Genomic DNA, 23,089 nt, shown 5'->3' on the forward strand with positions numbered 1-23,089 from the left:
AACCCCCACCTCTCGCGTTCTCCCGGCATGAGAATTCGCGAAGAAAATTGCAACATGGTGCTGCTCGCTATCGTCGCGTGTTTCAGCGTGGCGATTGCTGGTGGCGCTATGCTGCTTGGGTTCGACGACAAGCCGGTCCGGTTCGCCCACCGGACAACCGCTGGCGTCGAGCGTTCGCCGGCAGCCGACCAGCGGATCATCTATGTCGGCGACCAGCCGCCGGTGCGTATGATCGGCGCGCCCTTTGTTCCGAACACCAATCCCCGCGACCGCTAGTCACTCCGCTTCGCGCGATCAGGTACATCATCCTCATGCGCCCGCGCCATGTCCACGTTGGCAGTCACGAACTGTCACCGTTTTGTCACCTCGCGCGCAAAAGAGCGGCAGTTATCCCCAGTTACGTCCCCGCCCGCTTGATTCCACAAAAGCCGTTTGGTGGAATGACTTGGGCCGAGGTGTCTCATGAAATGGATGAGGGAACGCGATCTCCTGATCGCGCAGACGATGGCGTTTGTTCAATCGGTGACCGGCAAGCCGCCGGAGGCCGAGAAGACGGGCACGACGTCGGTCACCGTCCTCTCCGTCCAGGCATCCGAGCCCACCCGTCCAGCCGCGCCGCCTTCTGACATCCAGGCCCTGCTGGCGGAGACGATGCCCATTGCCCAGGCGCCAAAGGAAGCGTCGAGGGAAATTGCGAGGCTGGCCCCTCTCGCGCGTCCTGACCTGCGGGACGACATCCAGTCCGAGATCAAGGCGCGGGTCGCGAGCTTCCGTGCCCATCAAGAGCGGTTCAACCGCGAGCGCGAGGCCTATTGCACCGCGACCATGGCAAAGGTGCACGCGGCGCTCCGAGAAGGCGAGCCGCCGGCGCGGCCGACTAAGTAGATCCCAGACATCTTGCTGCGTTCTCCGCCCCCGCCCCCGATGTTCAGAGCCAGGCATAGACCAGCGCCATGTTGGCTGCGCATGCAGCCAGCAGGCACACGGTCAGCGTGAGTTGGACACGCTCGCAGGAGGTCTGGAGGCTCGTTCTCATGGCCGGAAACATCCGGCGATTCTGGCGACTGAGTCTCGGGGATTCTTTTTTCGGGAGTTTACGGCTCGTTAAAGACTCAGAGACTCCACGAAAATGGGCCGAAGCGAGCCAATTTGCTCCCGAAACAGCCTGTGGAATGGCCGCATGGCAGCCAAGCCTGAAACCCGGCCCCCGCTTCCGCGTTGACCGTTTTTACCGGAGCTAACAATGCCCTACGCGCTGTTCTCAAACGATGCCAAGCTGAGCAAGGCCTATCCAACCGCAGCCGATGTCTGGAAGATCGCCCAGAAGAGCGGTCTCGTCGTCGACGTCATCGCCGGGCGAGACAACACGGGTCCCCGTCCGGTGCTGGACCATGACTACGAGATCAAGCCCTGCCAGCTTGAGCCGCACGAAGACCCCGCCCGCAACAAGGCCGACGCCGAGCGCGACGCGCAGACGGAATTGCAGCTCGCGTCGTAAGGTCGGCCGCAAGCGGCCGACACGCGACAGGTCCCGGCGAATGAACCGATTCGTCGGGACGACATCCGAGACGGGAAATCGGATCCTACGGCGTCGCCGAGACCAGCGATACCTGTTCCGAAGCAAGGGTGACGCAGGCCTTGCGCCGCTGCAGTCCCCTGATCGCACCGGTTACCTTGCGCACCTTGCCGGCCCCGCACGAGGGATCCTGCACGAAGGCGACTTCATAGGGAGCAAGGATAAGCGGTTCGGATTTCAGGACAGTTTGAGCAAGGCACGGAGACGCCGCTGCGGAAAAGATCAGCCCTAACGCAAAAGCACGCATGTTACGATGTCCAACCAGCCGGCTGAGACCATAATAGCGCATCATGACGAAAAGTTGCGTGCAGCGCGAAAAATTTTTTGACGCGCTCTGAGGACGCGCGCGGCGAGGCAGGCCGCACGCGGCCGCTCGGCATTCGCTGACAAAAAGGCCGGCGTAGCGCCGGCCTTTCGTGTCGATACGGAGGACCGAATCAATATTTGGCGGCCGGACCACCCCAGCCGAACCGGTAGTTCACGCCCACCTTGGCCGTATGCTCGTCGTTGCGGAAGGTGCGGCCGTTGATGTCGGCAGGACCGGATGTGAAGGTCGTGTCGCCGAAATTGTAATACTGGTACTCGGCCTTGGCCGACCAGTTCGGAGCGAACATGTATTCGAGGCCGCCGCCGACCGTGTAGCCGTCCTTGTGGTTGCCGTTGGTGGTGAAGCCTGCGGGCACCCCGGCCACCGATACGCCGAGATTGTTGCTGTCACGCCAGGCGTAACCGCCCTTGGCGTAAAGCAACGCCGGACCCCAGGTGTAGCCGAGCCGGCCGGTCACCGAGCCGATCTGATCGGTGTTGGAGGTCACGAGCGTCCCGTTCGGAAACAGCACGCCGTTATTATTGTTGCTGGGCAGCCAGCTATACTGGGCTTCGGCGCCCAGCACCCAGTTCGGCGCGAACTGATAGTCGAAGCCACCCTGCACGCCGCCGAGGAAGCGGACGTCGCTGCCCTGCAGGGAGTTGTCACCCGCGAAGGCGCCACCGGCATGGCCACCGATATAGAACCCGGTCCAGTTATAGACGACTTGAGGCGCCGTATAGGCAGGCGCCTTGGTGTACGGTCGGGGCGGCATGTCGGCCGCAAAGGCTGGAGCCGCCATGACGGCCAGCGCGGCAGCCCCGAGCAGTATCTTCTTCATCTTGCTTCCCCGTTACGAACGTCGCGGATACCAATCCAAACAACGTGACTTCATTTAGGTTGCTTTGCGGCAAGCGCCCGCGACCGGATGGCGCGCCACTGTGAAGGCACAGCAACAAAGCGGTTTAGTTCCCTCGCACGCCAGGCTTTTTCCCGGGTTAAGAGGTGATTCCCCCGCTTAGCTGGTGTCCGGGATGACTAAGGCAAGGTTCAACCATCGCCGAAAAGTGATCCGATTTCGTTCACGGTTCCTTCCGGGGAATACTCCCCCGTGCCGGCAGTCGTCGCGACTGCCGGCTGCAAGACCGTCCGTCTTCAAGAGCGAGCCGCTTCGACGACGGCGTCGGCAAATGCCTGCGGCGCCTCCTGCGGCAGATTGTGCCCGATCCCGCCGGTGATGAGACGGTGGGCGTATCTGCCGGAGAACTTCTTGGCGTAAGCCTTCGGGTCCGGATGCGGTGCGCCGTTGGCGTCGCCTTCGAGGGTGATGGTGGGTACGGTAATGACCGGAAATTCGGCCAGCCGTTTTTCCAGCGCGTCGTATTTGGTCTCGCCCGGGGCGAGACCAAGCCGCCAGCGATAATTGTGGATCACGATGGCGACATGATCCGGGTTGTCGAAGGATGCCGCGCTGCGTTCGAAGGTCGCGTCGTCGAAATTCCATTTCGGCGAGGCAAGCTGCCAGATCAGCTTGGAAAACTCGCGCCGGTATTTTTCGTAGCCCAGCCGGCCGCGGTCGGTCGCGAAATAATACTGGTACCACCACTGCAGCTCGGCCGATGGCGGCAGCGGTTTTGCGTTGGCTTCCTGGCTGCCGATCAGGTAGCCGCTGACCGAAACCAGCGCCTTGACGCGTTCCGGCCAGGCCGCGGCGACGATGCCGGCGGTTCGGGCGCCCCAGTCGAAGCCAGCCACCACCGCTTTTTCGATCTTCAGCGCATCCATCAGCGCGATGACGTCGGTGGCAAGTGCGCCCTGCTGGCCGTTTCGCGGCGTATCGCCTGAGAGGAAGCGCGTCGTGCCGTAGCCGCGCAGATACGGCACGATGACCCGGAAGCCTGCCGATGCCAGCACGGGAGCCACGTCGACGAAGGCATAGATGTCGTAGGGCCAGCCGTGCAGAAGAATGGCGACGGGACCATTGGCGGGCCCGACTTCGGCGTAACCGATATTGAGAACGCCGGCTTCGATCTGTTTCAGCGCAGCAAACGAAGCGTGGGCGCCCGGCCTGCCCGCGCCTGCTCCTGCGTCGCCGGACTGTGCGAACAGAGCCCCGCTCGTGGCAAACGGTGTGGCCGCAACGGTAGCTGCCACGATGCCGAGGAACCGGCGGCGGTCAGGCGTGATGGAATGGGACATGGTCTTTCTCCGCTCTATATCTCATGCGATTAGATCGCGTGCGATATAAATGATCGAAGGATGATATGTATAGGCGCGAAGCATCACACTCTCGTGTGAAGCTCACGGCACGCGCGCGAATCTAGCGCGTCAGTTTCTCCAGTTCCGCAAATGGCGCGTAGGCCAGCCCCGCACAGGGCTCCGCGGCGTTTTCGATGATGCGGTCGAGCCGGCCGTCGACAAAAAGGATGGCGCGTTCGCGCGGCTCGCGGTAACCGCCATCGGACTCGCGCGGGCTGAATCGGAGACAGACGACATAGCGCAGCCGCCCACCGACCACGCGCTCGATCGGCTCGGCCATCACGGCGCCGCGTACGCCGACGGGATCATTGAGATAAGTTTTCAGGAACGCCAGCACTTCCGTGCGGTAATTTTTCGGAAAAGGCTGGCTGGAGACGCCGCGATCGTCGGTAAACGTGATCGGCTTGCTCTCGTCGCTGGCGGCGCAGGCCGACAGCGCGAGCGGCAACAGTATCACCGCCGCAATTTTGACTGAACTTCGCAAGCGAAATGCTTCCCCCGCCCCCGTTGGGCCGTCTCATAGACTGCCCGGCGGCGAAATGGAATTCGCATCTCGGTTACTGGTCCCGAACAGATCGAAGCAGCGCCAGCCCACGGCCATCGGGGAAGCAATGGCACGTGGGCTGGTCCGATATCCGCCGACGCGGGGGCGAAACGCGCCGGCGGATCAGATTCGATCGCGCTGGTTCAACTGCGCTTGGCGGCAGGCGCGGCGGGTTTGACCACGGCACGCTTCTTCGAGAGGCCGACCTGCTTCTTGTGGCTGCTCGCATTCGCGTTCAGCGCCTTCGATTTTCCCTGTTCGGCCTTGGTGGCCGGAGCCTGCGTACTCTTGTTCACCGGAGCTTGCGCGGTTTTGCCCGCAGTGCCGGCAAACACGGGCGCGGCGAGAACGGACACGGCAACGAGCGCTGCAGAAAAGGTCTTGAGCATAGCTGTCTCCTCTTCCATGGGGACCTGCGGGCTCTCCGGTCCGAATGGCCGGGCTCGCCGATCATGCGCGCGACGTTAAGCACGGCGCAGTGAACCCGTCCTGAATCGAACGTGCGGACTTCGTTCATCTCCATGGCAGGTTCGCCATCTTTTGAACGCGAACTGCGGCCGGCAAATCGGCCGAATCCACAATCGGCAGAAACGAAGGCGGATGGCGGGAATGTTCTCAACTGCCGGGTGTTCACATCAACGGCCTTCGGTGTAGGATTGTGGAACCGGTCATCAGGAGAGATGCATGAACAAACTAGTGATCAGGCTTTTGACGCTCGCAATGTTGTCGCTTACGCTCGCGGCAGCTCCTGTCGTCACCGCCGTCTACGCAAATCCCGACAGCGAGCCGCCTCCGCCGCCGAAGAAGAAAAAGAAATCCAGCGAAGCCCGCCCGGCCATTGAACAAACCGCATTCGTCGACGGCTATCGCGCTGCTTACGCCGCGATCTACGAGCGCCACGACTATGCGTCGGCGATCGAGCAGTTGAAGGCGCTCGGCCGTGACGACTCGGCCGCCGTCGCCAATCTCATCGGCTATTCCTATCGCAAGCTCGGCGACTACAAGGTCTCGCAGATCTGGTACGAGCGCGCGCTGAAGGCCGATCCGAACCACGTCAAGACCTGGCAGTATTACGGCCTGTGGCAGGTCGAACAGGGCAACCGCGATCAGGCGCAATATCACCTGAACCGGATCGCGCAGCTCACCGGCACCTCAAGCGAAGAATATCGCTCGCTCGCCGCCGCGCTCGAAAAGCCGCCGGGCGCGGGATTGGTGTACTGAGGCACGACTTTCTCCGCGTCATTGCAATGACGAAGGAAACACCGGCGTAGTCATCAAGACTGCGCCGGTTTTGTTTGAGCGCTACTTCATCACCTTCTCAACTTCCGCGCGGAATGCCTGGCGCGCGCCGTCGCGCGAATAGAACATGTGGCCGCCGGGATAGACGACGAGTTTGACCCGGTCCGACCGCGCATAGGCCGGCAACTGGTCGAGAACTACCTTCGAGGCAAAATAGGGCGTGGCGAGATCGAAAAGCCCGTGACCGACCAGCAATTTCATTTTCGGGTCGAGCGCGAGAATCTGGCGAAGCTCCGAAACCGACTCGGCCGGACCGCGACCGAAATCCCAGGCCCTGTACACAGCTGAGTTAAGCAGGTGATACGAGCCATCGGGACGCCAGTTGAGTTTGCGCGTGGTGAGGTCGACGGCTGCGCTCGTCAGCGGCGCCGTCAGGGAATCGCCGGAAGGATCGCCGAAATGCGCGTTGTTCGAATCCGGATAGGGATCGAAACCTGAGACCGAGCCGTCATAACGTCCCGTCACACGGCCGTTGCGGCGGTCGAATTCTCTGCGGAACTCGCCGACCTCGAAACGCCCTCCGAGTCTGCGGCTCACCGCTTGATCGATGCCGGTCAGCGCGGCCACCTTGTCGGCAAGTCGCGTCGCGGCCTCGCGGTCCGCCTGCCCCTTGACGAGATCGGTCACAAACTCGCCTTGCGCGTAGCGCTCGACGTCAGCGAGATCGGCGCGCGTCACCGGTCCCTTGGCTTCGCGCGCCACCGCCGCCATGCTTGGCAGTGTGTTCATATACTGCAACAGGCTCGAGCCGGAAAAATCGCGATAGTCGAACAAGGGTGAGACCAGGATCAGCCCGCGCACGCCGACGCCCTGCTGGGTCTGCAGGTTGCGAACGATTTTGGGTCCACGGATGCCGCCATAACTTTCGCCGGTCACGAATTTCGGCGAGAGCAGACGATCATTCTTTTCCAGCCAGCGCCGGATCACGAGTGCGATGGCGCTGACGTCGCCGTCGATGGAGTAGAATCGCTTGCGCGTGTCCTCGCCGGTCGCGACGAAACGGCTGTATCCGGTGCCGACGGGATCGATGAATACGAGATCGGTAAAGTCGAGCCAGGTCTCGGCGTTGGGCAGCAAATCGGGCGTCGCTGACGACACTGCGCCCTCACCCGTGATCGATATGCGCCAGGGTCCGGCGTCGCCGAACTGCAGCCAGGCCGAGGACGCGCCCGGGCCGCCGTTGAACAGAAACGTCACCGGCCGGCTTGCGCGATCGGTGCCGTCGAGCTGGTAGGAGGTATAGGCGATATCAGCCTGCGGCTCGCGCTTGTCGTCGAACAGCCGGATCGAGCCGGCGGTGGCGGTGAAGTTGAGCGTGCGGCCGGGCAGCGTCAGCGTTTGCCGGGTGGTGGAATCCGGCGGCAGGCGATGTTGTTCGGCTGCCGGCGATGGCGTCGCGGCGGGGCCCCGCCCTGCTTCACCCTTCTGGCCCGACGGAGACGGCGATGGCGTCGCTGCGGCGGGCTGCTGCGAAGTCGGCGAACTCGCCTCCTCGGCGCGTATGCCGGTCGCGCAACACAGGACCAGAATCGCGGCGGCCAGACGCATGGGACGCGTTGCCATAAAACGAGAAGCCATGCCGTTCACTCCCAATCTGCGCCCGACAGCGCTGTTGGTACACAAGGGCAGGAAACCCGCGGAAATCACAATCCCGACAGCATCGCGTGAGAGGGTCGGAATGCCCTGCACTGCGCCCGATGGCTGTCCTCGGCGGCCGTTAGGTGATATCGGTCGGTTCCGCTGGCCTACCGGCCAGATATTTTGATCTATCCATGAAACCATTCGAGCGCTGGCGCGACTAACGAACCTGCGCTTTTTTATGGGGTCTTAGAATGAAACGTTCGATTGCTGTTTGTCTCGGCCTGCTGGCGCTGGCTTCTCCGGCGGCCGCAGATTCGCCGGCCGCGGTGGTCGAAGACATCAAGGGCAAGGTCACCGGTGCGGAATTCATGGACTATGTGACGCCCAAAGCGGTCATCAAGATCGGCGACGGCGGCTCTGTCATTCTGAGCTACCTGAAGTCATGCCGGCGCGAGACGATCAGCGGCACCGGCACCGTTGTCGTCGGCACCGAGGAGAGCGCCGTTCACCTCGCCGAGGTCAAAGCCGAGAAAACCAATTGCGATGCCAACCAGGCCAACGTGACCACGCGCGAAACCAGCGGCGTTGCCGCCACCGTGCTGCGAAGCGTCGACAGCAACAAGGCGGCCTCCCTGCCGCAGCCGCAGCTCACGCTTTACGGCGCCTCCCCGCTGGTGGAAGCCAAGGGACGCGGCAAGCTGATCATCCGGCGTCTCGACGCGGCGGGCGAGCGACAGCAGATCGACCTCGGCGGCACCCAGCTCAAGGGACGCTTCGTCGATTTTGCGAGCGAGAATGTCGCGCTGGTTCCCGGCGGCCTCTACGCCGCTTCGTTCAAGTCATCGCAGATCGTGTTCCGGGTGGACGCAGATGCCAAGCCCGGCGCAACACCGATCGTCGGCCGGCTGCTGCGCCTGGAATAGGCGTGCCGGACCGTCCAGCTTGAGAATAAGACGCAGCACGCGCGACAGAGTGGCGATCGCCGCCATTGCGCTGGTTTGCGCGGCGGCCTCGGTTTCTCCTGCGGCCCGACCGATCCGCGGGCTCTCCATCGATATTCTCACGGCGCTGCGCTGGGAGGTGTTTGGCCGAAGGCAGGATCCCGCCGCTTCGGCGGCGGTCGTCGTCGCGATGGACGAGGAAAGCCTGCGCACCGCCCCTTTCAAAGACGCGCCGATGCTGACCTGGACCGGCGAGATCGGCCGCGTGCTTTCAGCGACGCTCGAAGGCGGCGCCAAGGTCGCGGGCTTCGACGTGGTGATCCCGAAATCGATCGAGCAGTCGGAGATACCTTTCGGCGAGGGCACGCTGGGAGAGAAAGTCCGCGGATTCGACCGCGATTTTCTTCGCGCGCTCGCCGGGGCGACGGCGAACCGCAAGGTGGTGCTGGGAGAAGTCCTGGGCGGCAACCAACCGGTGGGGCCGTCGCCGGGACAGCGCGTCGCGGTGCGCCAGCAGCAGAACATCCGCCCCCTCAACGATTACACCGACAGCGACGATATCCTGCGGCGCATGCCGCTGAGCTTCACCGTCAACGGGGCAAGGGTGCCTTCGATGGCCGTCGAGCTCGCCTCGCGGGCGCTCGGCGCGGCACCCGAATTCGACGAGCGCGGCAGGCTGACGCTCGCCGGCTACCGGGTTCCTGGACGGGTGCCGAACACGATGACGCTGAATTTCGAAGGCGGCAGCGACGACATTCCGACCTTCTCCTTTGCCGACTTGCGGGCGTGCGCCGTCAAGAACGACAAGGACTATTTCCGGCGCTGGTTCGGCGGCAAGGTCGTGATCTTCGGCACCGTCCTCGATATCGAGGACCGCCGCTTCACGTCCAAGCGCTTTGCAACCGGCATCGAAGGCGCGCGCACCCCGCGCTGCACGACCGAGAGCACGCCGGTTACCGCAGGCTTCAAGAAAAGCACGATCGCGGGCGTCTATGTCCATGCCACCGCGGTCAATAATCTGATCGCGCGCAATGGCGTGGTCGAACCTGGGCCGCTCCTCCGCTTGCTTATCGCGGCACTGATTGCTGCGCTCGCCGCGGCCGCCGCCTGGCTGTTCCGGCCCGTCATCGCGTTCGCTGCCTGGACGGGAATGATCGTGCTCGGCGTGGCCGGCGCGACCGTCGCCTTCAACCACGCGCTGGCGCTGCCGCTCGTCGAGCCGATCCTTGCCAGCCTGACAGCGCTGGCCGCAACCATTGGCTTCCGCTTCGTCATCGCCGACAAGGATCGCCGCCTGCTGCAGAAGAGCTTTGCGCTCTACCTCGCGCCGCACGTCATCAACCGCATGCTGTCGTCGAGCAAATTGCCGGAGCTCGGCGGCGAAACCCGCAACGTGACGGTGTTTTTCTCCGACATCGAAGGATTTTCGCTGATCGCGGAAAAGATGTCGCCCGACGGCCTGATGGAGCTGATGAACGAATATCTTTCGGCGATGACCGACGTCATCGAGCGCCATGGCGGATATGTCGACAAATATATCGGCGACTCCATCGTGGCGGTGTTCGGCGCCCCGGCCGACGATCCCGACCATGCCGCGAACGCAGCGCGCGCTGCGCTGGACTGCTGCACGCAACTGGCGGAACTCAACGCCTCCTCCGCCGTGTTTCGCGACTACAAGCTGGCGCAGCGGATCGGCATCAATTCCGGCGAGGCGCTGGTCGGCAATTTCGGATCGCGGCGGCGCTTCAACTACTCCGTGATGAGCGACGCGGTGAACCTGGCCTCGCGGTTGGAGGGCGCCAACAAATTCTACGGCACCACCGTGATCGCTTCCGAGACGACGGTTGCGCTTACTGGCCAAGCCTTCGCCTGGCGCGAACTGGACGCCATCAGGGTGAAGGGGCGCACCCAGGCGCTGAAAATCTACGAGCTGCTGGCGCTGTCGGCCGGGCTGACGCCCTCGCAGCAGACGGTGATCGCCAACTATGCCGACGGGCTGGCGCACTGGCGGGCCCGCGAGTTCGAGCGCGCCGCAGCATGTTTCGGCCGTTCGGCCGATATCGACCGGCCGGCATCGCTGTTTGCCGCGCGGGCCCGGGAATTGGCCCAAATCCCGCCGGGCGACGACTGGGACCCGATCCGGACGTTGCAGGAAAAATGACGGCCCGATGACCGCCGGTTTAGGTTACCGGCGCGAAAGTGCCTGACGGCCATCTCGACAAGCCTGTCCAAGGTGTATAGACGAGCGCGGCGCAATCCGGCGCCAGGTATGAGTTCGTCGTCCGATGGCCACCCCCAAGCGATACGACCGGATCGCCTTCGTCGCGAGCGCAGGCGCAGAGGCGCAGACCGCGCTGGCGCAGCTCGTCAAGCTCTACGGCAATCATGACGCCGACGACGCCGACGTCGTGGTGGCGCTTGGCGGCGACGGATTGATGCTGCAGACGCTGCACGCCCACATGCGCTCGGGAAAGCCGATCTACGGCATGCATCGCGGCACCGTCGGCTTCCTGATGAACGAATTCACCACGCATGATTTGCATACGCGGCTAGCGGCGGCGCGGGAATCCCTGATCAATCCGCTCTTGATGCGCGCGACCGACGTGAACGGCGTCGTGCATCTGCATCACGCCATCAATGAAGTCGCGCTGTTTCGCCAGACCAACCAGGCCGCGCACCTGCGCATCCTGATCGACGAGCACGAGCGGATGGCGGAATTGATCGCCGACGGCATCCTGGTGGCGACGCCGGCCGGCTCCACCGCCTATAATCTGTCGGCGCAGGGACCGATTTTGCCGATCAACGCCGCGCTTCTGGCGCTAACGCCGATCAGCGCGTTCCGACCCCGACGCTGGCGCGGCGCCCTGCTCCCGAACTCCGCTTTTGTGGTGATCGAGGTGCTCGAGGGTGAGAAGCGTCCGGTCGCGGCCGCCGCCGACCATGACGACGTGCGCGACGTCCGCCGCGTCGAGGTGCTGTCCGACAAGACGATTTCGATGCGGATGCTATTCGATCCCGGCCACAGCCTCGAGGAACGCATCCTGCGCGAGCAGTTCGGGTATTAGAGCCGTCGTCCCTGCGAACGCAGGGACCCATAACCATGGGCGTTAGTTGTCGCGAAAAGCCGTCAATTGTCACCTCCCTAGACCGAGAAGCCGCGGCGTATGGGTCCCTGCTTTCGCAGGGACGACGAGTTCAGGCGCCGGTTTTGCAACCATTCCTTAACCGGCGCCGCGATATGGTTAACGCCAGTATACCGTTTTGCTGGGCCGGGCCGGACCATGTATCGCATTGACTTCAACAAGCTGCGGTTTTTGATTTGCGACGACAATCCGCATATGCGCCGCATCCTGCGGACGCTGTTGCATTCGTTCGGCGCGCGCGAAGCCTATGAAGCCGAGGACGGCGCCACCGCGCTCGAAATGTACAGCCACTACGTACCCGACATCGTCATCACCGACTGGGCGATGCCGATCTTCGACGGCCTCGAACTGGCGCAGATGATCCGGCAGCCGGAATCGAAGGGTAACCCCTACGCGCCGATCATCATGCTGACCGGACATTCGGAGAAACGGCGCGTCACGGTCGCGCGCGACGCCGGCGTCACCGAGTTCCTGGCCAAGCCGATCTCGGCCAAGGGACTCTATCAGCGCATCCTCAACGTCGTCGCCAATCCGCGCCCCTTCATCAAGACCAAGACCTATTTCGGCCCCGACCGGCGGCGCAACACCAACAACGCCTATATCGGCCCCGAGCGCCGAGTCGGTGGCGAGATGGAAGTGATGCAGCAGCCGTCGTTGCTCGACAAGGCGCGGTCGAACGTTTAGCGCGAGCCTGGAGAGACCATCATGGCGAAAGAAAAGCCGGGGACGATACAGGTCAAATCGTTTGCCGATCATCACGTGATCACGCAGCCCAATCCGTTGCGCAAGGTATTGCTGCGCGTTCCCGAATCCGATCTCGACGATCCTGTCGGGCGCGCGGAGAAGGCGCTTGCAGGACTATCCGGTGAATTCAAGAACTGGATGACGATCGAGGCGGACCGGCTCTCGGCCGCGCACGCGGCCATTCTCCGCGACGGCTTCACCATCGACAACCGCGAAGAGCTGTTTCGCGCCGCCCATGACATCAAGGGTGATGCTGCCACGTTCGGCTTCCCTTCCGCCGGCGCTGCCGCCGAAAGCCTGTGCCGCATCATCGAACACGCACCTGATCTCGACCAGGTCCCATCCGAGCTGATCACCCATCACATCAATGCCATTCAGGCGATCGTGCGCGAACGAACCAAGCTCGACACTGCCATGATGGCGAGCGCGCTCAGCAAGCAGCTCCGCGGCGTCGCGGATGAATTCCTGCTCAAGGTCAACCGCGACCGCCCCGAACATCTCGAAGCGATCCTGGCGCCGAGCATCGTGCCGGCAGAGTAGCCCGCGATATCTCCACACCGTCGTCCCTGCGAACGCAGGGACCCATACGCCGCGGCTTATCGATTAAGAGCACGCTGGTCGATGACCTTCACCCAACCACAAACGACTGTGGTTATGGGTCCCTGCGTTCGCAGGGACGACACCGGTCGTGTTGCAGGAGTTCGCCTACGCCGCGATCAGATCGCGCACGGCTGGCACGAACGCTTCGTCAGCGACCAGCTCCTCGCAGAACAGGCGGGCTTCCTCGCGCGCGGACTCGGTTGCGAACCGCCGCAGCAGGATCAAGAGCGGCTCGGCGGCCTTGCGGTCGGTCTCGCAATGGGTCAGCACACGCTCGACCATGCGGCGGCGCAGCCTCGCGGCGCCGCCGATCGTGTCGACAAAGCCGGTCTCACGGCTGACTTCGAGCGCGATACGGAAGGCTCCGAATGTCGATTCGGGAAGGCCCGCGCGGATCAGGAGCGCCTGCAGGCTGGCGCCGCCGCGGTCGTGCAGCAGCGCGGTGACGCGGGCCAGCGGCAGGTCAGCCAGTTCGGCAAGCGCCGCATCGAACAGTTCGAGATTGCCCGACAATAGCGCGCGCAGGATCAGGCCGGCGGTCAGTTGCCCGGTGGCGCGCAGGTGCCGCACCAGGCCCAGCATATCATCGCCGCGCGAACACGCCGCAATGTTCACGGCCGAGCGCTCGCGCGCTTCGCTCGCCAGCCGCCCTGCCCGGTCGGCGCTCAGCCAATTCCGCGCGACGACGAATTGCGCCAGCGTCTCGGAGAGTTTCGCGACCAGCGCTGCGCGGGTGGCAGCCGGCAAGCCTTCCAGCACCAGCATCGCTTCCCTGATCGCGGCGAGATGGCCGTGACGTTCGACGATACGGTCCCATGAAAACGGCGCCAATTCCGCGTAGGCATTTTCGATCAGTTCGAGCGCCGCGGCCGCCGAGCCAACTTCGGCAATCGCGGCGGAAACCGAGGGCGGCAGGTTGATGCGGCGGGCGATGGCGCATTGCGTGTCGCTGTTGCCGGTGGCGACGATGTCGACGAGGTCGGCGTCGATCAGAAGCGGCGAATGTTCGAGCACGGGAAGCGCGATCGAGGGTTGGTCGAGCGAGAGCGCCTGCACGATCGCGGCCGGCGCGTCCGAGCTGCGCGCGAAGACTTCCGACATCGCCTGGCGCACCAGCGGCGACGGATCATCGAGCAGCATCAGCAGCGCGCCTTCGGCGGCGATGCGATCGTCCTCGGAAAGATCTGAAATCAACCAGGCCCGCGCCAACGCCCGCGTCGCCTCTGCCCGCTCGCCTGCCGGAGCGGTACGAATCCAACTGATGAACTGCCGAACGATCATGGTCCTGGCTACGCAACCTGAAACGACACCGTGACGCGGTGCCACTATTAGAAAAAATAAACCATGACGCTTAACAAAGGGTTCACCATAAACGGCTGGTTTTATTGACGTTTTGTTAAGGGTGCGAGGACGGTTGCGATGTCTCGTTCCCCGGATGCTGCGCAACACGCAGTGCTGCGCTGCTGATCCGGGGTCCATCCGAGCTCGCCCACCGCGATGGGTCCGGTTCTGCGACGCATCGCTGCGCGCTGCATCGCGGGTCAGCGTCAGCTACTGAACGTGCCGTTGCGGTCGCTGAAGAGGTCGAGTCTTCCGGGTGCGCGGACTTCGGGCGCATGTCCCGACAATGCGGTGCTCGCGGAGGCAACTGACACCGAATTGCTGCCCCACAATTCCTGCACCGCCGGCGAAATCGGCTGCGTGCGTTCGCCGCCCTGGAACAGCGAGCGGAAGATCGGCTCCGTTGACGCCGACGCGGTCTGCGCCGTTGCGGAAACCGGCGTCACCGCGCGAGAATCCGGGAAGCTCGAGAGATAGGCGGCGTTGTCGATCGCCATCGCTGCCGGCGCGGCGCTTGCGACCGTGATGCGCCGTGGCAGATCGCCGCCGGCGGCCGCCATCGCCGTGCGCGTCACCGGCGAACTGGCGGCCGCCGCATAGCGCGTGCTCAGCACCGAATAGACCTGTGAGACGCTGCGCGGCTGCCCGGAGCGATCGTAGAAGATCGATTGATTGGCCGCCGCAGCGTTCGGAAACATCCGCACGGCCGACGCGTTCGGATTGTCCTCGGCGTTCTGGATCAGCTTGCCGGCGCCGCCGACGCCCATGAAATGCGCCATGTAGAGTTCGGCATCGGTCGGGCGGCGCCCGATCTTGCCGGTCAGCCTGAAACTGTTGGATTGCGTCAGCACCGCCGCCATCGAAGAGGCAGCTTCGGGATCGTCGCGCAGCCGCATGATCGCGGCGCGTGCCGCGGGATCCTCGACCGAATAGCTGCCCGACGGATTTTTGGCGATGGCGTCGGCATATTTGCCGTAGCCGAGATGGGCCCCCGCCTCCTTTACCGTGCCGAGCCAGGTCTGGTCGATGAACTGAAACAGGCCGCGTGCCGACGAGGTGGTTGCGGCGGCCTTCGGGTTGAAATTGGATTCCATCTTCGCGGTGGCAAGCAGATATTCGAAGCTGGCGCCGGTCGTGGATGCGGCCTGCTTGATCGAGCCCGCAATCCTCGCGCGCGCGGGATCGACACCTGCCGCAGCCGTGGCGCTTGATGTGTCGACCGCCATATCCGTGGTGCCCCGCTCCTCGCGAAACCTCGCGGGCTCGTGAACGCCGCCAATCCGGCGCCTCACCGACCCAGCCTGCGACATTTATGGTTAATGCCGGGTTAAAATGCCGCATTTCCAACATAAAACAGGAATGAACTTTTCGGTCGTTCGACCGACTGAATATTTGACGTTGGATCTGACCGGCTCGCAAAGAGGAGACGTTCCGGGCAATCACGACCGTCCGCACTGAAAGCAAGGCTTCCGCAGTCTTCCCTGAGAGGATCAAGATCATGACAGACCATGCACTCCACTCCCCTCCCGCAAAGACCATAACCGGCGGCTTGACGGCTATGCTGTACGGCACGCTTACGTACCTGCTGTTTCTCGGTACATTTCTTTATGCGATTGCCTTTGTAGGCAACTTGCCGGTACCAAAGACCATCGATAGCGGCACCGCCGGGCCGCTCGTTCCTTCGCTGCTCATCAACGTCGTTCTGCTTGGCGTGTTTGCAATCCAGCACAGCGTGATGGCGCGTCCCGCCTTCAAGCGCTGGTGGACAAGGATCGTGCCGCAATCGGTCGAGCGTACGACCTACGTGCTGTTGGCCAGCCTTGCGTTGCTGCTGCTCTACTGGCAATGGCGGCCGATGACTGATGTCATCTGGTCGGTGACCGATCCAGTTGCGGCAATTGTCCTTCAGACGATTTCCTGGATGGGCTGGACGGTGGTGCTCGCCAGCACCTTCATGATCAACCATTTCGAGCTGTTCGGCTTGCGCCAGGTGCTGGCGCGGCTTCTTGGGCGCGAGTTGCCCCCGGCCGAGTTCAAAACGCCGATGTTCTACAAGGTGGTCCGGCATCCGATCTATCTCGGCTTCCTGCTTGCGTTCTGGGCGACGCCGGTGATGACGTTCGGTCATCTGGTGTTCGCCATCGCCACCACCGGCTACATCCTGATCGGCATATGGCTGGAGGAGCGCGACCTGATAGCGCTGTTCGGCGACCAGTACCGCCGCTACCGGCAGCAGGTCTCGATGCTGATCCCGCTGCCGCGAAACAAGGCGAAGGTCGGGTGACGTTTGTTTCACGGTGTCCGGCATGGCTCCGGGCATCGGTTTTCCGGCCGGTAGAGGGTTGAAACGGCAAGGCTGGCCTTCTCAGCCGGAATGCATGTAGCGTCTTGACGCTTCCATCACATCATGAGGTACCATGGCGCGCGCGGCAGTGAAGAAGATCGAAACCAGCACGAGCTTGCTCGAAGCTGCCAAGAAGGTGTTGCGCCGCGCCGGCTATGCCGGACTTTCCACTCGCGAAGTCGCTGCAGAAGCGGCCGTGCCCTTAAGCCAGATCCACTACCATTTTGGCTCCAAGCAGAACATGGTTCTGGAGCTGTTCGAATATCTCAATGCTCAACTTCTCGACCGGCAGAACAGGCTGTTCGAAGATCCATCGCTAAAACTGTCCGAGCAGTGGTCCCGCGCCTGTGACTACCTCGATGAGGATATCGCTTCGGGCTACGTGCGGGTGCTGCAGGAGCTGATCGCGGTGAGCTGGCATGACGCGGAAGTAGCAAGGGTGATCCGAGCCGGCCTCATGGGCTGGATCGACCTGATCGTAGGCGTGGCGCGGAGGACCGAACAGACGATCGGCCCGCTCGGCCCGTTCTCGGCAGAAGAGGTCGGCGCGATCGCCGCCTCCAGTTTCATCGGCGGCGAAAGCCTGTTCCTGCTGGGACTGGAGAAAAAAGGCTCGCCGATACGGGCGTCGCTGCGGCGCGTCGGCGACCTCATTCGGATTGCGGAAGGATCTTCACCGGAAAAAGGATGACAGCATGCGAGCAAAGCTGGCGGACAGCGAAGGTTTCATCGCCCGCGACGGCGTGAAACTCGCCTACGAAAGCTACGGCGCGGGCGCGGAAACCATGCTGTTTATTCCGCCATGGAGCATCGTCCACTCCCGGATCTACAAGGCGCAGCTTCCCTACTTCAGCGAACATTTCCGCTGCATCGCCTATGATGGCCGCGGCAATGGCAAATCCGATCGACCAGAAGACGTCACTGCCTACACGCTCGACAACTACCTCGCCGACGCGCTTGCCGTGATGGACGGCCTCGAGGTGGAGCAAGCTATCCTGGTCGGACTTTCGTTTGGCGGGTTGCTCGCCTCCATTCTCGCCGCCTATCACCCGACGCGTGTGCGTGCAGCCATCCTCGCCGGCACGGTCTCGACCATCGGACCTGCGCACCAGGCAAGATTTGCGGCCTCGCATTTTCTCGCCGAGAGAGACAGTTACGACGGCTGGAACAAATTCAACCGTGACTATTGGCTGAAGAGTTACCCTGATTTCGCGGAGTTCTTCGTTCGCAACATCTGCAGCGAGCCGCATTCGACCAAACAGATCGAGGACGGGGTCGGCTGGGCTGCCGAGACGGATGGACCAACCCTGATCAAAACGGTCGAGGCGCGAAACATTCCTCCCCAATTCGATGTCAGCGCGGAAATGTATCGCAGCATCCGCTGCCCGGTTCTGTTCATCCACGGCGACAACGACCAAATTCAGCCCTGCGAACGCGCCCGGGCGGCCCACGCCGCGGTGAGCGGTTCGGAGTTCGTAACGATCAGAGGCGGCGGTCACAATCCTCTCGGCCGGTATCCGGCCAAGGCTAACGCGCTGATCAACGACTTCATCGATCGCCGGCTCGCCATCCGTCAGCCTGCACGTGAGACTTTGCCGCACGGCGCACGCCAGAAGCGCGCCCTCTATCTCTCCTCGCCGATCGGCCTCGGCCATGGCCGCCGCGACATCGCCATCGCGCGCGAGCTGCGCAAGCTTCATCCTGACCTCACGGTGGACTGGCTGGCGCAAGATCCGGTCACGCGTCTGCTGGAGGCCGGCAACGAACATGTCCATCCGCTAAGTGCAAGGTTGGCGAGCGAAACGCGGCATATCGAGCTCGAAAGCGGCGAACACGAATTGCACTGCTTTCAGGCGCTTCGCCGCATGGACGAGGTGCTGATCAAGAACTTCATGATCTTCCAGGACGCCGTCGAGCAAGACGCTTACGACATCGTGATTGCGGACGAGGCCTGGGATATCGATCACTACTGGCACGAGCATCCCGAGCTGAAAAAGGCAAAACTCGTCTGGTTGACCGACTTCGTCGGCTACGTGCCGATGCCGTCCGGCGGCAAACATGAGGCGCTGCTGACGGCGGACTACAATGCCGAGATGATCGAGCATGTCGAGCAGCATCCTGGCGTGCGCGATCGAGCGATCTTCGTGGGCCAACCTGAAGACGTGGTGCCGCTATCGTTCGGTGCGGATCTGCCCCTGATGCGCGATTGGGTACCGAGGCACTTCGATTTCGCCGGCTACGTCATCGGCGAGCATCCGCAAACCTTCGGCAACCGCCAATTTCTTCGTGAAGCGCTAGGCTACGGGAGCGCCGAGCAGATTTGCATCGTCACCGTCGGCGGATCGGGGATCGGGGCTCACCTGGTCAAGCGCGTCCTGCAGGCCTATCCCATCGTGAAGGCCAAGCTGCCGGCGTTGCGCATGGTGGTGGTCGCCGGTCCCCGCATTGATCCAGCGTCGCTGCGTGCGCCGGAGGGCGTCGAGATAAGGTCGTTCGTTGCCAATCTCGACCGGCATCTCGCAGCGTGTGACCTGGCGCTGGTTCAGGGCGGGCTCACCACTTGCATGGAACTCGCGGCTGCCGGGACGCCGTTTGTCTATTTTCCGCTGCGAAACCATTTCGAGCAGAACTTTCACGTCGCTCACCGGCTCCGCCGCTATGGCGCAGGCATCCAAATGGACTTCGCTTCGTCGACCCCCGATATGATCGCCGACGCCATGATGTTGGCTATGTCGAGGCCGGACAGACCGAAACCGGTCGAAGCCGATGGCGCAAGACGCGCAGCCGCCATGATCGGTGAGCTGTTGGCATGACCAGCCCGGAACCGACGCCAGTTATTTCCGGTAAACATTGTTCGGATCGAACTGCCGGTCGGCATCGACGAACGTCAGCAGCGCACCGCCCCCGGCGGCGTCGATCTTGCGGTAGAAGCAGGAATGCCGCCCGGTGTGACACGCAGCGCCCTGCTGCTCGACGCGGATCCAGATGGCATCCTGATCGCAATCAATGCGCATCTCGACCACGCGCTGGGTCTGACCTGACGTCTCACCTTTTCGCCACAACGCATTGCGGGACCGGCTGAAGTACCAGGCGTCGCCGCTTTCGATCGTCTTGCGCAGCGCTTCCTCGTTCATGTGCGCGACCATCAGCACGTCGCCGGTCGCAGCATCCGTCGCCACGCAGATCACGAGACCGGACGCGTCGAACTTGGGCTGGAAGGCCAGCCCCTCTTCACGTTCATTGGTCGTTGCGGAGGTGGACACGACGGGGCCTCGCGGAGAAATTTCGGCGAGGCTACCGGTTGGACCCTCGCACCAGGGACAGGAAACGCTGCTGCTCCGCCGGGTTGTCGCGGAACATGCCGGTGAAGCGGCTGGTGAACGTCATCGCGCCATGCTTGGCGACGCCGCGCACCGACATGCAGGTATGCTCCGCCTCGATCAGCACGGCAACGCCGCGGGGTTTCAGCACCTCGTCGATCGCGGCCGCGATCTGGGCCGTCAGGTGCTCCTGGGTCTGCAGGCGGCGGGCGAAGATATCGGTGAGCCGCGCCAGCTTCGACAATCCGACCACCCGCTCCACCGGCGTATAGGCGATATGCGCCTTGCCGTAGAACGGCATCATGTGATGCTCGCATTGCGAGGTGAACTCGATGTCGCGGACCAGGACAAAGTCGTCATAGCCGGCGGTTTCGCCAAAGGTGCGGTCCAGCACCTCGGCCGGGCACTGATGATAGCCCTGATAGAGCTCGTCGAAGGCTTCGACCACGCGGCGGGGCGTATCCAGCAAACCCTCGCGATCGGGGTTTTCGCCGATATAGCTGAGCAGCGTGTGCACGGCATGTTCGGCCTCGGCGCGCGACGGGCGCGGCAGGTCGGCGCGGACGGCAGCGGCCAGGAACTCGGCCGGATCGAGCTCGGTCGGGCGGGTTTCCGGGGCCACGTCGGGCGATTTCACTTCGGAAGGCTTCAAATCGGAAGGCTTGCCAGGGCGGAGGGATTTGATCAATGCGTCCATGTCTTCTCCGTTCGACCGGCCTGCAGAGACCGGAGTGTCACCGGGCAGACGGGGCGGTTTTGCCGCCGGGCGCCTGAGTCCCATCCACAACACGTTGACGGCCGAACTGGTTTCCATGTCTGGTCCATGTCCGTCCGCCTACGGCAAACGGCCGGGCTGTTTTTCCGCCGTTCCTGTCCATATATAGGACGATGAAATCCAGCCGCCAAGGGCGCTCGGATCGCCGCCCGGGACACCGATTCTCATGCTGAACGACATCTACAACAAGCGGATCATTGAATTGGCGGGCAATATTCCCCGCCTCGGTCGCCTCCCCGACCCCCACGCCAGCGCCACCGCCCACTCCAAGCTGTGCGGCTCGACCGTCAAAGTCGACCTCAAGATGGACGGGCCCGTGGTCAGCGACTTCGCCCATGACGTGAAGGCCTGCGCGCTCGGACAAGCCTCCTCCTCGATCATGGCAAGCCATGTGGTGGGCTCGACAGCCAGCGAGTTACGTGAATTGCGAGAAACCGTGCGCAAGATGCTGAAGGAAAACGGCGGTCCCCCGCAGGGCAAATGGGCCGACATCGCCCTGCTCGAGCCGGTGCGCGACTACAAGGCCCGCCACGCCTCGACCATGCTGACGTTCGACGCCGTGGTCGACGCCATTGGCCAGATCGAAGCCAAGGCCAAGCAGCCGGCGCAGGCGTAAGGGAAGTCCCCGCCTATACCCAATCCTGTCATGCCCGCGAAGGCGGGCATCCAGTACGCCGGGAATTCCCGTTTGATCACAAGCGCCGCGGCGTACTGATCATCCGCTTTCGTTTTCGCGGATGATGACACCGAGTGTTGGGGACGCAGCCTATTTCTGTTGCGGCTGATTCTGTTGCGGCTGAGCCGGCTGCACCGGCGCGGTCGCAGATCCGCCGGTCGGAACCGCGGCTTCGGCAGTCTTGGTCGACTTGCCCGCCTGCGACTGCGCGTCGCCCTCCGTCGAGGAACTGACGAAGCGATCCTGCGGCTTGGAAGGCTTCGCCTCGGCCATCGGCACCGACGCATTGTCCTGCGGGAACACGTCGGCGATCGCATCGGTCGTGACGAGATTGGCCAGGCGCAATTCATCGCGTGACAACTGGTGCAGATCTTCCCACGGCGGAACACTGAGCGCGAGCGACAGCAAATCGCCGGTGCCGCCCATGTCGAAGGTATATTTCGTGAGGCGACCGATGTCGCGTTGCACAATCATCAGGTCCTGCGCGCTGTAACTCGAGGCCTTGGCGTCATCGGCGCGATCACCCATCCAGATCTGGTGCACGCGGACGTGCGCGACCGGCGGCACGTAACGGGTCTTGCCCGCGAGAAGCAGGAACACGCACATCGACTCACAATAGGCTTCCGGCGCCACGCTGACGCGTTCACCACGCGGGGTCTTCGTGCGCACGGTGGCGCCGACCGTGGTCAGCGCGCCGAGACTGCGGAACCGCCGGCCAAGCGCGATGGAATCGTTGACCGAGCCGCCGCTGGAATCCAGCACGATGGTCGCGCCCGCGAGCTGGCGACCCTTGGCGAATTCGTCGAACTCCCGCGGACTATCCGCTGTGACGATGCCGACGGCCGAGACCCAGCCCCTGCAATCCGGCTGGCATGCATTCCACTTGAAATGCATTGGCTGTTTGCGTTCTTCGAGGGTGCCACCGGCATATGCCGAATTACCCAGCATCGTGATCGCGCCCGGCAATGCGAGACAAAAGGCGGTGGCACCGAGAAGGGCCCAACCGCGAAGTTTCAGCGACGTCTCAAACCTCAATTTGGTTCCTTCCCCCAAGCCCCGTTTACGACTAGTGGCAATGGCCCCGTTTTAGCGCGAGATGATTCTGTCATCGATCCGTATGAAAACGGTAACTGTGCTGACGTGTGTCGTCCATAATACCTTGGCTTGGTACGCCGCATTGCAGTGCGATAATTCCTAAGTGTGGCTAAATATCTGCAGGAATTGAGTTCCTTGCTTGGGAACCCCCGCAAGACTACGTACATAGTGCTGCATGGCATCGGCAGGTCCTTCATCGTCACAGCAAAAACAATGCACGGATTGTGCCAGCATCGCCCGTCGTCTGCCGCGCAATGCCGGACGCGCGCTGATATGGATCTATCGGCATTCGCTGTCGCTGCTGGTCGGCTACAACTGCCGGCATCTGCCGACATGCTCGGTGTATGGCGACGAAGCGATCGAACGTTTCGGTTTGTGGGGCGGCGGCTGGATGACGCTTGCGCGGCTGTTGCGCTGCCATCCCTGGGGCACGTCCGGGATCGACAACGTGCCGCTTACGGCGCCCGCGGGTGCGCGATGGTATCTGCCGTGGCGCTACGGACGTTGGCGCGGCGTCAACGCTTCCTGAGTACGACGCTTGCAG

The 23,089-nt window shown here is 63.1% G+C and carries 25 protein-coding genes; 14 read left to right on the forward strand and 11 right to left on the reverse strand.

Annotation, left to right across the window (positions count from 1 at the left end; all coding sequences use genetic code 11):
- Positions 1–54: 54 nt before the first annotated feature.
- From V1273_RS22465 to V1273_RS22480, 3 genes are all read left to right on the forward strand, one after another.
- Positions 55–276, forward strand: coding sequence for a hypothetical protein (locus V1273_RS22465; RefSeq protein WP_334363429.1), 222 nt, complete (start codon positions 55–57; stop codon positions 274–276).
- Between the two features lie 186 nt (positions 277–462).
- A complete protein-coding gene (locus V1273_RS22470; protein ID WP_334363430.1) occupies positions 463–885 on the forward strand; it encodes a hypothetical protein in 423 nt (140 codons plus the stop codon).
- 358 nt (positions 886–1,243) lie between these two features.
- Entirely contained in the window at positions 1,244–1,498 is a 255-nt protein-coding gene (locus V1273_RS22480; RefSeq protein WP_334363432.1) for a hypothetical protein, read from the forward strand.
- An 85-nt stretch (positions 1,499–1,583) separates the two neighbouring features.
- On the opposite strand, the gene V1273_RS22485 is transcribed toward V1273_RS22480, so the two are convergent.
- From V1273_RS22485 to V1273_RS22505, 5 genes are all read right to left on the reverse strand, one after another.
- Positions 1,584–1,823 (reverse strand): hypothetical protein, encoded by a 240-nt coding sequence (locus V1273_RS22485; RefSeq protein WP_334368940.1) that lies wholly within the window; start codon positions 1,821–1,823, stop codon positions 1,584–1,586.
- A 190-nt stretch (positions 1,824–2,013) separates the two neighbouring features.
- The gene (locus tag V1273_RS22490) at positions 2,014–2,724 is read right to left on the reverse strand and encodes an outer membrane protein (RefSeq protein ID WP_334363433.1); all 711 of its coding nucleotides are present in this window, start codon (positions 2,722–2,724) and stop codon (positions 2,014–2,016) included.
- Between the two features lie 314 nt (positions 2,725–3,038).
- Positions 3,039–4,082, reverse strand: a complete 1,044-nt coding sequence (locus V1273_RS22495) for an alpha/beta fold hydrolase (RefSeq protein ID WP_334410884.1) — start codon at positions 4,080–4,082, stop codon at positions 3,039–3,041.
- A gap of 121 nt (positions 4,083–4,203) precedes the next feature.
- On the reverse strand, positions 4,204–4,626 hold the full coding sequence (locus tag V1273_RS22500; protein WP_334410886.1) for a hypothetical protein: 423 nt from the start codon (positions 4,624–4,626) through the stop codon (positions 4,204–4,206).
- A gap of 203 nt (positions 4,627–4,829) precedes the next feature.
- Positions 4,830–5,075 carry a His-rich protein BRANT gene (locus tag V1273_RS22505; protein ID WP_334363436.1) on the reverse strand — a complete coding sequence of 82 codons (246 nt, stop codon included), beginning with the start codon at positions 5,073–5,075 and terminating at the stop codon, positions 4,830–4,832.
- A gap of 295 nt (positions 5,076–5,370) precedes the next feature.
- On the opposite strand from V1273_RS22505, the gene V1273_RS22510 reads away from it, so the two are divergent.
- On the forward strand, positions 5,371–5,907 hold the full coding sequence (locus V1273_RS22510) for a tetratricopeptide repeat protein (RefSeq protein WP_334410887.1): 537 nt from the start codon (positions 5,371–5,373) through the stop codon (positions 5,905–5,907).
- A gap of 81 nt (positions 5,908–5,988) precedes the next feature.
- On the opposite strand, the gene V1273_RS22515 is transcribed toward V1273_RS22510, so the two are convergent.
- Positions 5,989–7,563, reverse strand: a complete 1,575-nt coding sequence (locus V1273_RS22515) for a S10 family peptidase (RefSeq protein WP_334410888.1) — start codon at positions 7,561–7,563, stop codon at positions 5,989–5,991.
- 254 nt (positions 7,564–7,817) lie between these two features.
- Here V1273_RS22515 and V1273_RS22520 point away from each other — a divergent pair, with 254 nt between their 5' ends.
- The 5 genes from V1273_RS22520 (at position 7,818) to V1273_RS22540 (ending at position 12,934) form a co-directional block, all read left to right on the forward strand.
- Positions 7,818–8,489 carry a hypothetical protein gene (locus V1273_RS22520; protein WP_334363439.1) on the forward strand — a complete coding sequence of 224 codons (672 nt, stop codon included), beginning with the start codon at positions 7,818–7,820 and terminating at the stop codon, positions 8,487–8,489.
- A 25-nt stretch (positions 8,490–8,514) separates the two neighbouring features.
- On the forward strand, positions 8,515–10,668 hold the full coding sequence (locus tag V1273_RS22525) for an adenylate/guanylate cyclase domain-containing protein (protein WP_334412252.1): 2,154 nt from the start codon (positions 8,515–8,517) through the stop codon (positions 10,666–10,668).
- Positions 10,669–10,792: 124 nt separating this feature from the next.
- Positions 10,793–11,572: an NAD kinase gene (locus V1273_RS22530; RefSeq protein ID WP_057843854.1), complete on the forward strand. Its 780-nt coding sequence runs from the start codon at positions 10,793–10,795 to the stop codon at positions 11,570–11,572.
- Between the two features lie 216 nt (positions 11,573–11,788).
- The gene (locus V1273_RS22535) at positions 11,789–12,334 is read left to right on the forward strand and encodes a response regulator (protein ID WP_028349127.1); all 546 of its coding nucleotides are present in this window, start codon (positions 11,789–11,791) and stop codon (positions 12,332–12,334) included.
- A 21-nt stretch (positions 12,335–12,355) separates the two neighbouring features.
- A complete protein-coding gene (locus V1273_RS22540; protein WP_334363442.1) occupies positions 12,356–12,934 on the forward strand; it encodes an Hpt domain-containing protein in 579 nt (192 codons plus the stop codon).
- A gap of 165 nt (positions 12,935–13,099) precedes the next feature.
- On the opposite strand, the gene V1273_RS22545 is transcribed toward V1273_RS22540, so the two are convergent.
- Positions 13,100–14,275 carry a DUF2336 domain-containing protein gene (locus V1273_RS22545; RefSeq protein WP_334363443.1) on the reverse strand — a complete coding sequence of 392 codons (1,176 nt, stop codon included), beginning with the start codon at positions 14,273–14,275 and terminating at the stop codon, positions 13,100–13,102.
- A gap of 266 nt (positions 14,276–14,541) precedes the next feature.
- Positions 14,542–15,561, reverse strand: a complete 1,020-nt coding sequence (locus V1273_RS22550) for a transglycosylase SLT domain-containing protein (protein ID WP_334368942.1) — start codon at positions 15,559–15,561, stop codon at positions 14,542–14,544.
- 272 nt (positions 15,562–15,833) lie between these two features.
- Between V1273_RS22550 and mddA the strand changes: the two genes are divergently transcribed.
- From mddA to V1273_RS22565, 3 genes are all read left to right on the forward strand, one after another.
- Positions 15,834–16,619, forward strand: a complete 786-nt coding sequence (gene mddA / locus V1273_RS22555; RefSeq protein ID WP_334381714.1) for a methanethiol S-methyltransferase — start codon at positions 15,834–15,836, stop codon at positions 16,617–16,619.
- A gap of 148 nt (positions 16,620–16,767) precedes the next feature.
- Positions 16,768–17,370, forward strand: a complete 603-nt coding sequence (locus V1273_RS22560; RefSeq protein WP_334363445.1) for a TetR/AcrR family transcriptional regulator — start codon at positions 16,768–16,770, stop codon at positions 17,368–17,370.
- A gap of 4 nt (positions 17,371–17,374) precedes the next feature.
- Positions 17,375–19,492, forward strand: a complete 2,118-nt coding sequence (locus V1273_RS22565) for an alpha/beta hydrolase (RefSeq protein ID WP_334410890.1) — start codon at positions 17,375–17,377, stop codon at positions 19,490–19,492.
- Positions 19,493–19,513: 21 nt separating this feature from the next.
- Here the strand turns inward: V1273_RS22565 and hisI are convergent, their stop codons facing one another.
- Positions 19,514–19,942 carry a phosphoribosyl-AMP cyclohydrolase gene (hisI, locus tag V1273_RS22570; protein ID WP_334410891.1) on the reverse strand — a complete coding sequence of 143 codons (429 nt, stop codon included), beginning with the start codon at positions 19,940–19,942 and terminating at the stop codon, positions 19,514–19,516.
- 31 nt (positions 19,943–19,973) lie between these two features.
- Entirely contained in the window at positions 19,974–20,696 is a 723-nt protein-coding gene (folE, locus tag V1273_RS22575) for a GTP cyclohydrolase I FolE (protein WP_334381712.1), read from the reverse strand.
- Positions 20,697–20,940: 244 nt separating this feature from the next.
- Between folE and V1273_RS22580 the strand changes: the two genes are divergently transcribed.
- A complete protein-coding gene (locus V1273_RS22580; protein WP_028349133.1) occupies positions 20,941–21,390 on the forward strand; it encodes an iron-sulfur cluster assembly scaffold protein in 450 nt (149 codons plus the stop codon).
- 150 nt (positions 21,391–21,540) lie between these two features.
- Here V1273_RS22580 and V1273_RS22585 read toward each other — a convergent pair whose 3' ends face one another.
- Positions 21,541–22,398, reverse strand: coding sequence for a hypothetical protein (locus V1273_RS22585; protein ID WP_442893838.1), 858 nt, complete (start codon positions 22,396–22,398; stop codon positions 21,541–21,543).
- Positions 22,399–22,720: 322 nt separating this feature from the next.
- Here V1273_RS22585 and yidD point away from each other — a divergent pair, with 322 nt between their 5' ends.
- Complete coding sequence (gene yidD, locus V1273_RS22590; protein WP_334363450.1) at positions 22,721–23,074, forward strand: membrane protein insertion efficiency factor YidD; 354 nt, start codon at positions 22,721–22,723, stop codon at positions 23,072–23,074.
- The last annotated feature ends 15 nt before the right edge of the window (positions 23,075–23,089 follow it).

The organism is Bradyrhizobium sp. AZCC 1721, assembly GCF_036924715.1.
Classification (GTDB): Bacteria; Pseudomonadota; Alphaproteobacteria; order Rhizobiales; family Xanthobacteraceae; genus Bradyrhizobium.

What these genes read in the sequence shown, in the direction of transcription:
- V1273_RS22465 (WP_334363429.1), top strand. Translation starts at nt 55, where the DNA reads ATGGTGCTGCTCGCTATCGTCGCGTGTTTCAGCGTGGCGATTGCTGGT.
- V1273_RS22470 (WP_334363430.1), top strand. Translation starts at nt 463, where the DNA reads ATGAAATGGATGAGGGAACGCGATCTCCTGATCGCGCAGACGATGGCG.
- V1273_RS22480 (WP_334363432.1), top strand. Translation starts at nt 1,244, where the DNA reads ATGCCCTACGCGCTGTTCTCAAACGATGCCAAGCTGAGCAAGGCCTAT.
- V1273_RS22485 (WP_334368940.1), bottom strand. Translation starts at nt 1,823, where the DNA reads ATGCGTGCTTTTGCGTTAGGGCTGATCTTTTCCGCAGCGGCGTCTCCG.
- V1273_RS22490 (WP_334363433.1), bottom strand. Translation starts at nt 2,724, where the DNA reads ATGAAGAAGATACTGCTCGGGGCTGCCGCGCTGGCCGTCATGGCGGCT.
- V1273_RS22495 (WP_334410884.1), bottom strand. Translation starts at nt 4,082, where the DNA reads ATGTCCCATTCCATCACGCCTGACCGCCGCCGGTTCCTCGGCATCGTG.
- V1273_RS22505 (WP_334363436.1), bottom strand. Translation starts at nt 5,075, where the DNA reads ATGCTCAAGACCTTTTCTGCAGCGCTCGTTGCCGTGTCCGTTCTCGCC.
- V1273_RS22510 (WP_334410887.1), top strand. Translation starts at nt 5,371, where the DNA reads ATGAACAAACTAGTGATCAGGCTTTTGACGCTCGCAATGTTGTCGCTT.
- V1273_RS22515 (WP_334410888.1), bottom strand. Translation starts at nt 7,563, where the DNA reads ATGGCTTCTCGTTTTATGGCAACGCGTCCCATGCGTCTGGCCGCCGCG.
- V1273_RS22520 (WP_334363439.1), top strand. Translation starts at nt 7,818, where the DNA reads ATGAAACGTTCGATTGCTGTTTGTCTCGGCCTGCTGGCGCTGGCTTCT.
- V1273_RS22530 (WP_057843854.1), top strand. Translation starts at nt 10,793, where the DNA reads ATGGCCACCCCCAAGCGATACGACCGGATCGCCTTCGTCGCGAGCGCA.
- V1273_RS22535 (WP_028349127.1), top strand. Translation starts at nt 11,789, where the DNA reads ATGTATCGCATTGACTTCAACAAGCTGCGGTTTTTGATTTGCGACGAC.
- V1273_RS22540 (WP_334363442.1), top strand. Translation starts at nt 12,356, where the DNA reads ATGGCGAAAGAAAAGCCGGGGACGATACAGGTCAAATCGTTTGCCGAT.
- V1273_RS22545 (WP_334363443.1), bottom strand. Translation starts at nt 14,275, where the DNA reads ATGATCGTTCGGCAGTTCATCAGTTGGATTCGTACCGCTCCGGCAGGC.
- V1273_RS22550 (WP_334368942.1), bottom strand. Translation starts at nt 15,561, where the DNA reads ATGGCGGTCGACACATCAAGCGCCACGGCTGCGGCAGGTGTCGATCCC.
- mddA (WP_334381714.1), top strand. Translation starts at nt 15,834, where the DNA reads ATGACAGACCATGCACTCCACTCCCCTCCCGCAAAGACCATAACCGGC.
- V1273_RS22565 (WP_334410890.1), top strand. Translation starts at nt 17,375, where the DNA reads ATGCGAGCAAAGCTGGCGGACAGCGAAGGTTTCATCGCCCGCGACGGC.
- folE (WP_334381712.1), bottom strand. Translation starts at nt 20,696, where the DNA reads ATGGACGCATTGATCAAATCCCTCCGCCCTGGCAAGCCTTCCGATTTG.
- V1273_RS22580 (WP_028349133.1), top strand. Translation starts at nt 20,941, where the DNA reads ATGCTGAACGACATCTACAACAAGCGGATCATTGAATTGGCGGGCAAT.
- V1273_RS22585 (WP_442893838.1), bottom strand. Translation starts at nt 22,398, where the DNA reads ATGCTGGGTAATTCGGCATATGCCGGTGGCACCCTCGAAGAACGCAAA.
- yidD (WP_334363450.1), top strand. Translation starts at nt 22,721, where the DNA reads ATGGCATCGGCAGGTCCTTCATCGTCACAGCAAAAACAATGCACGGAT.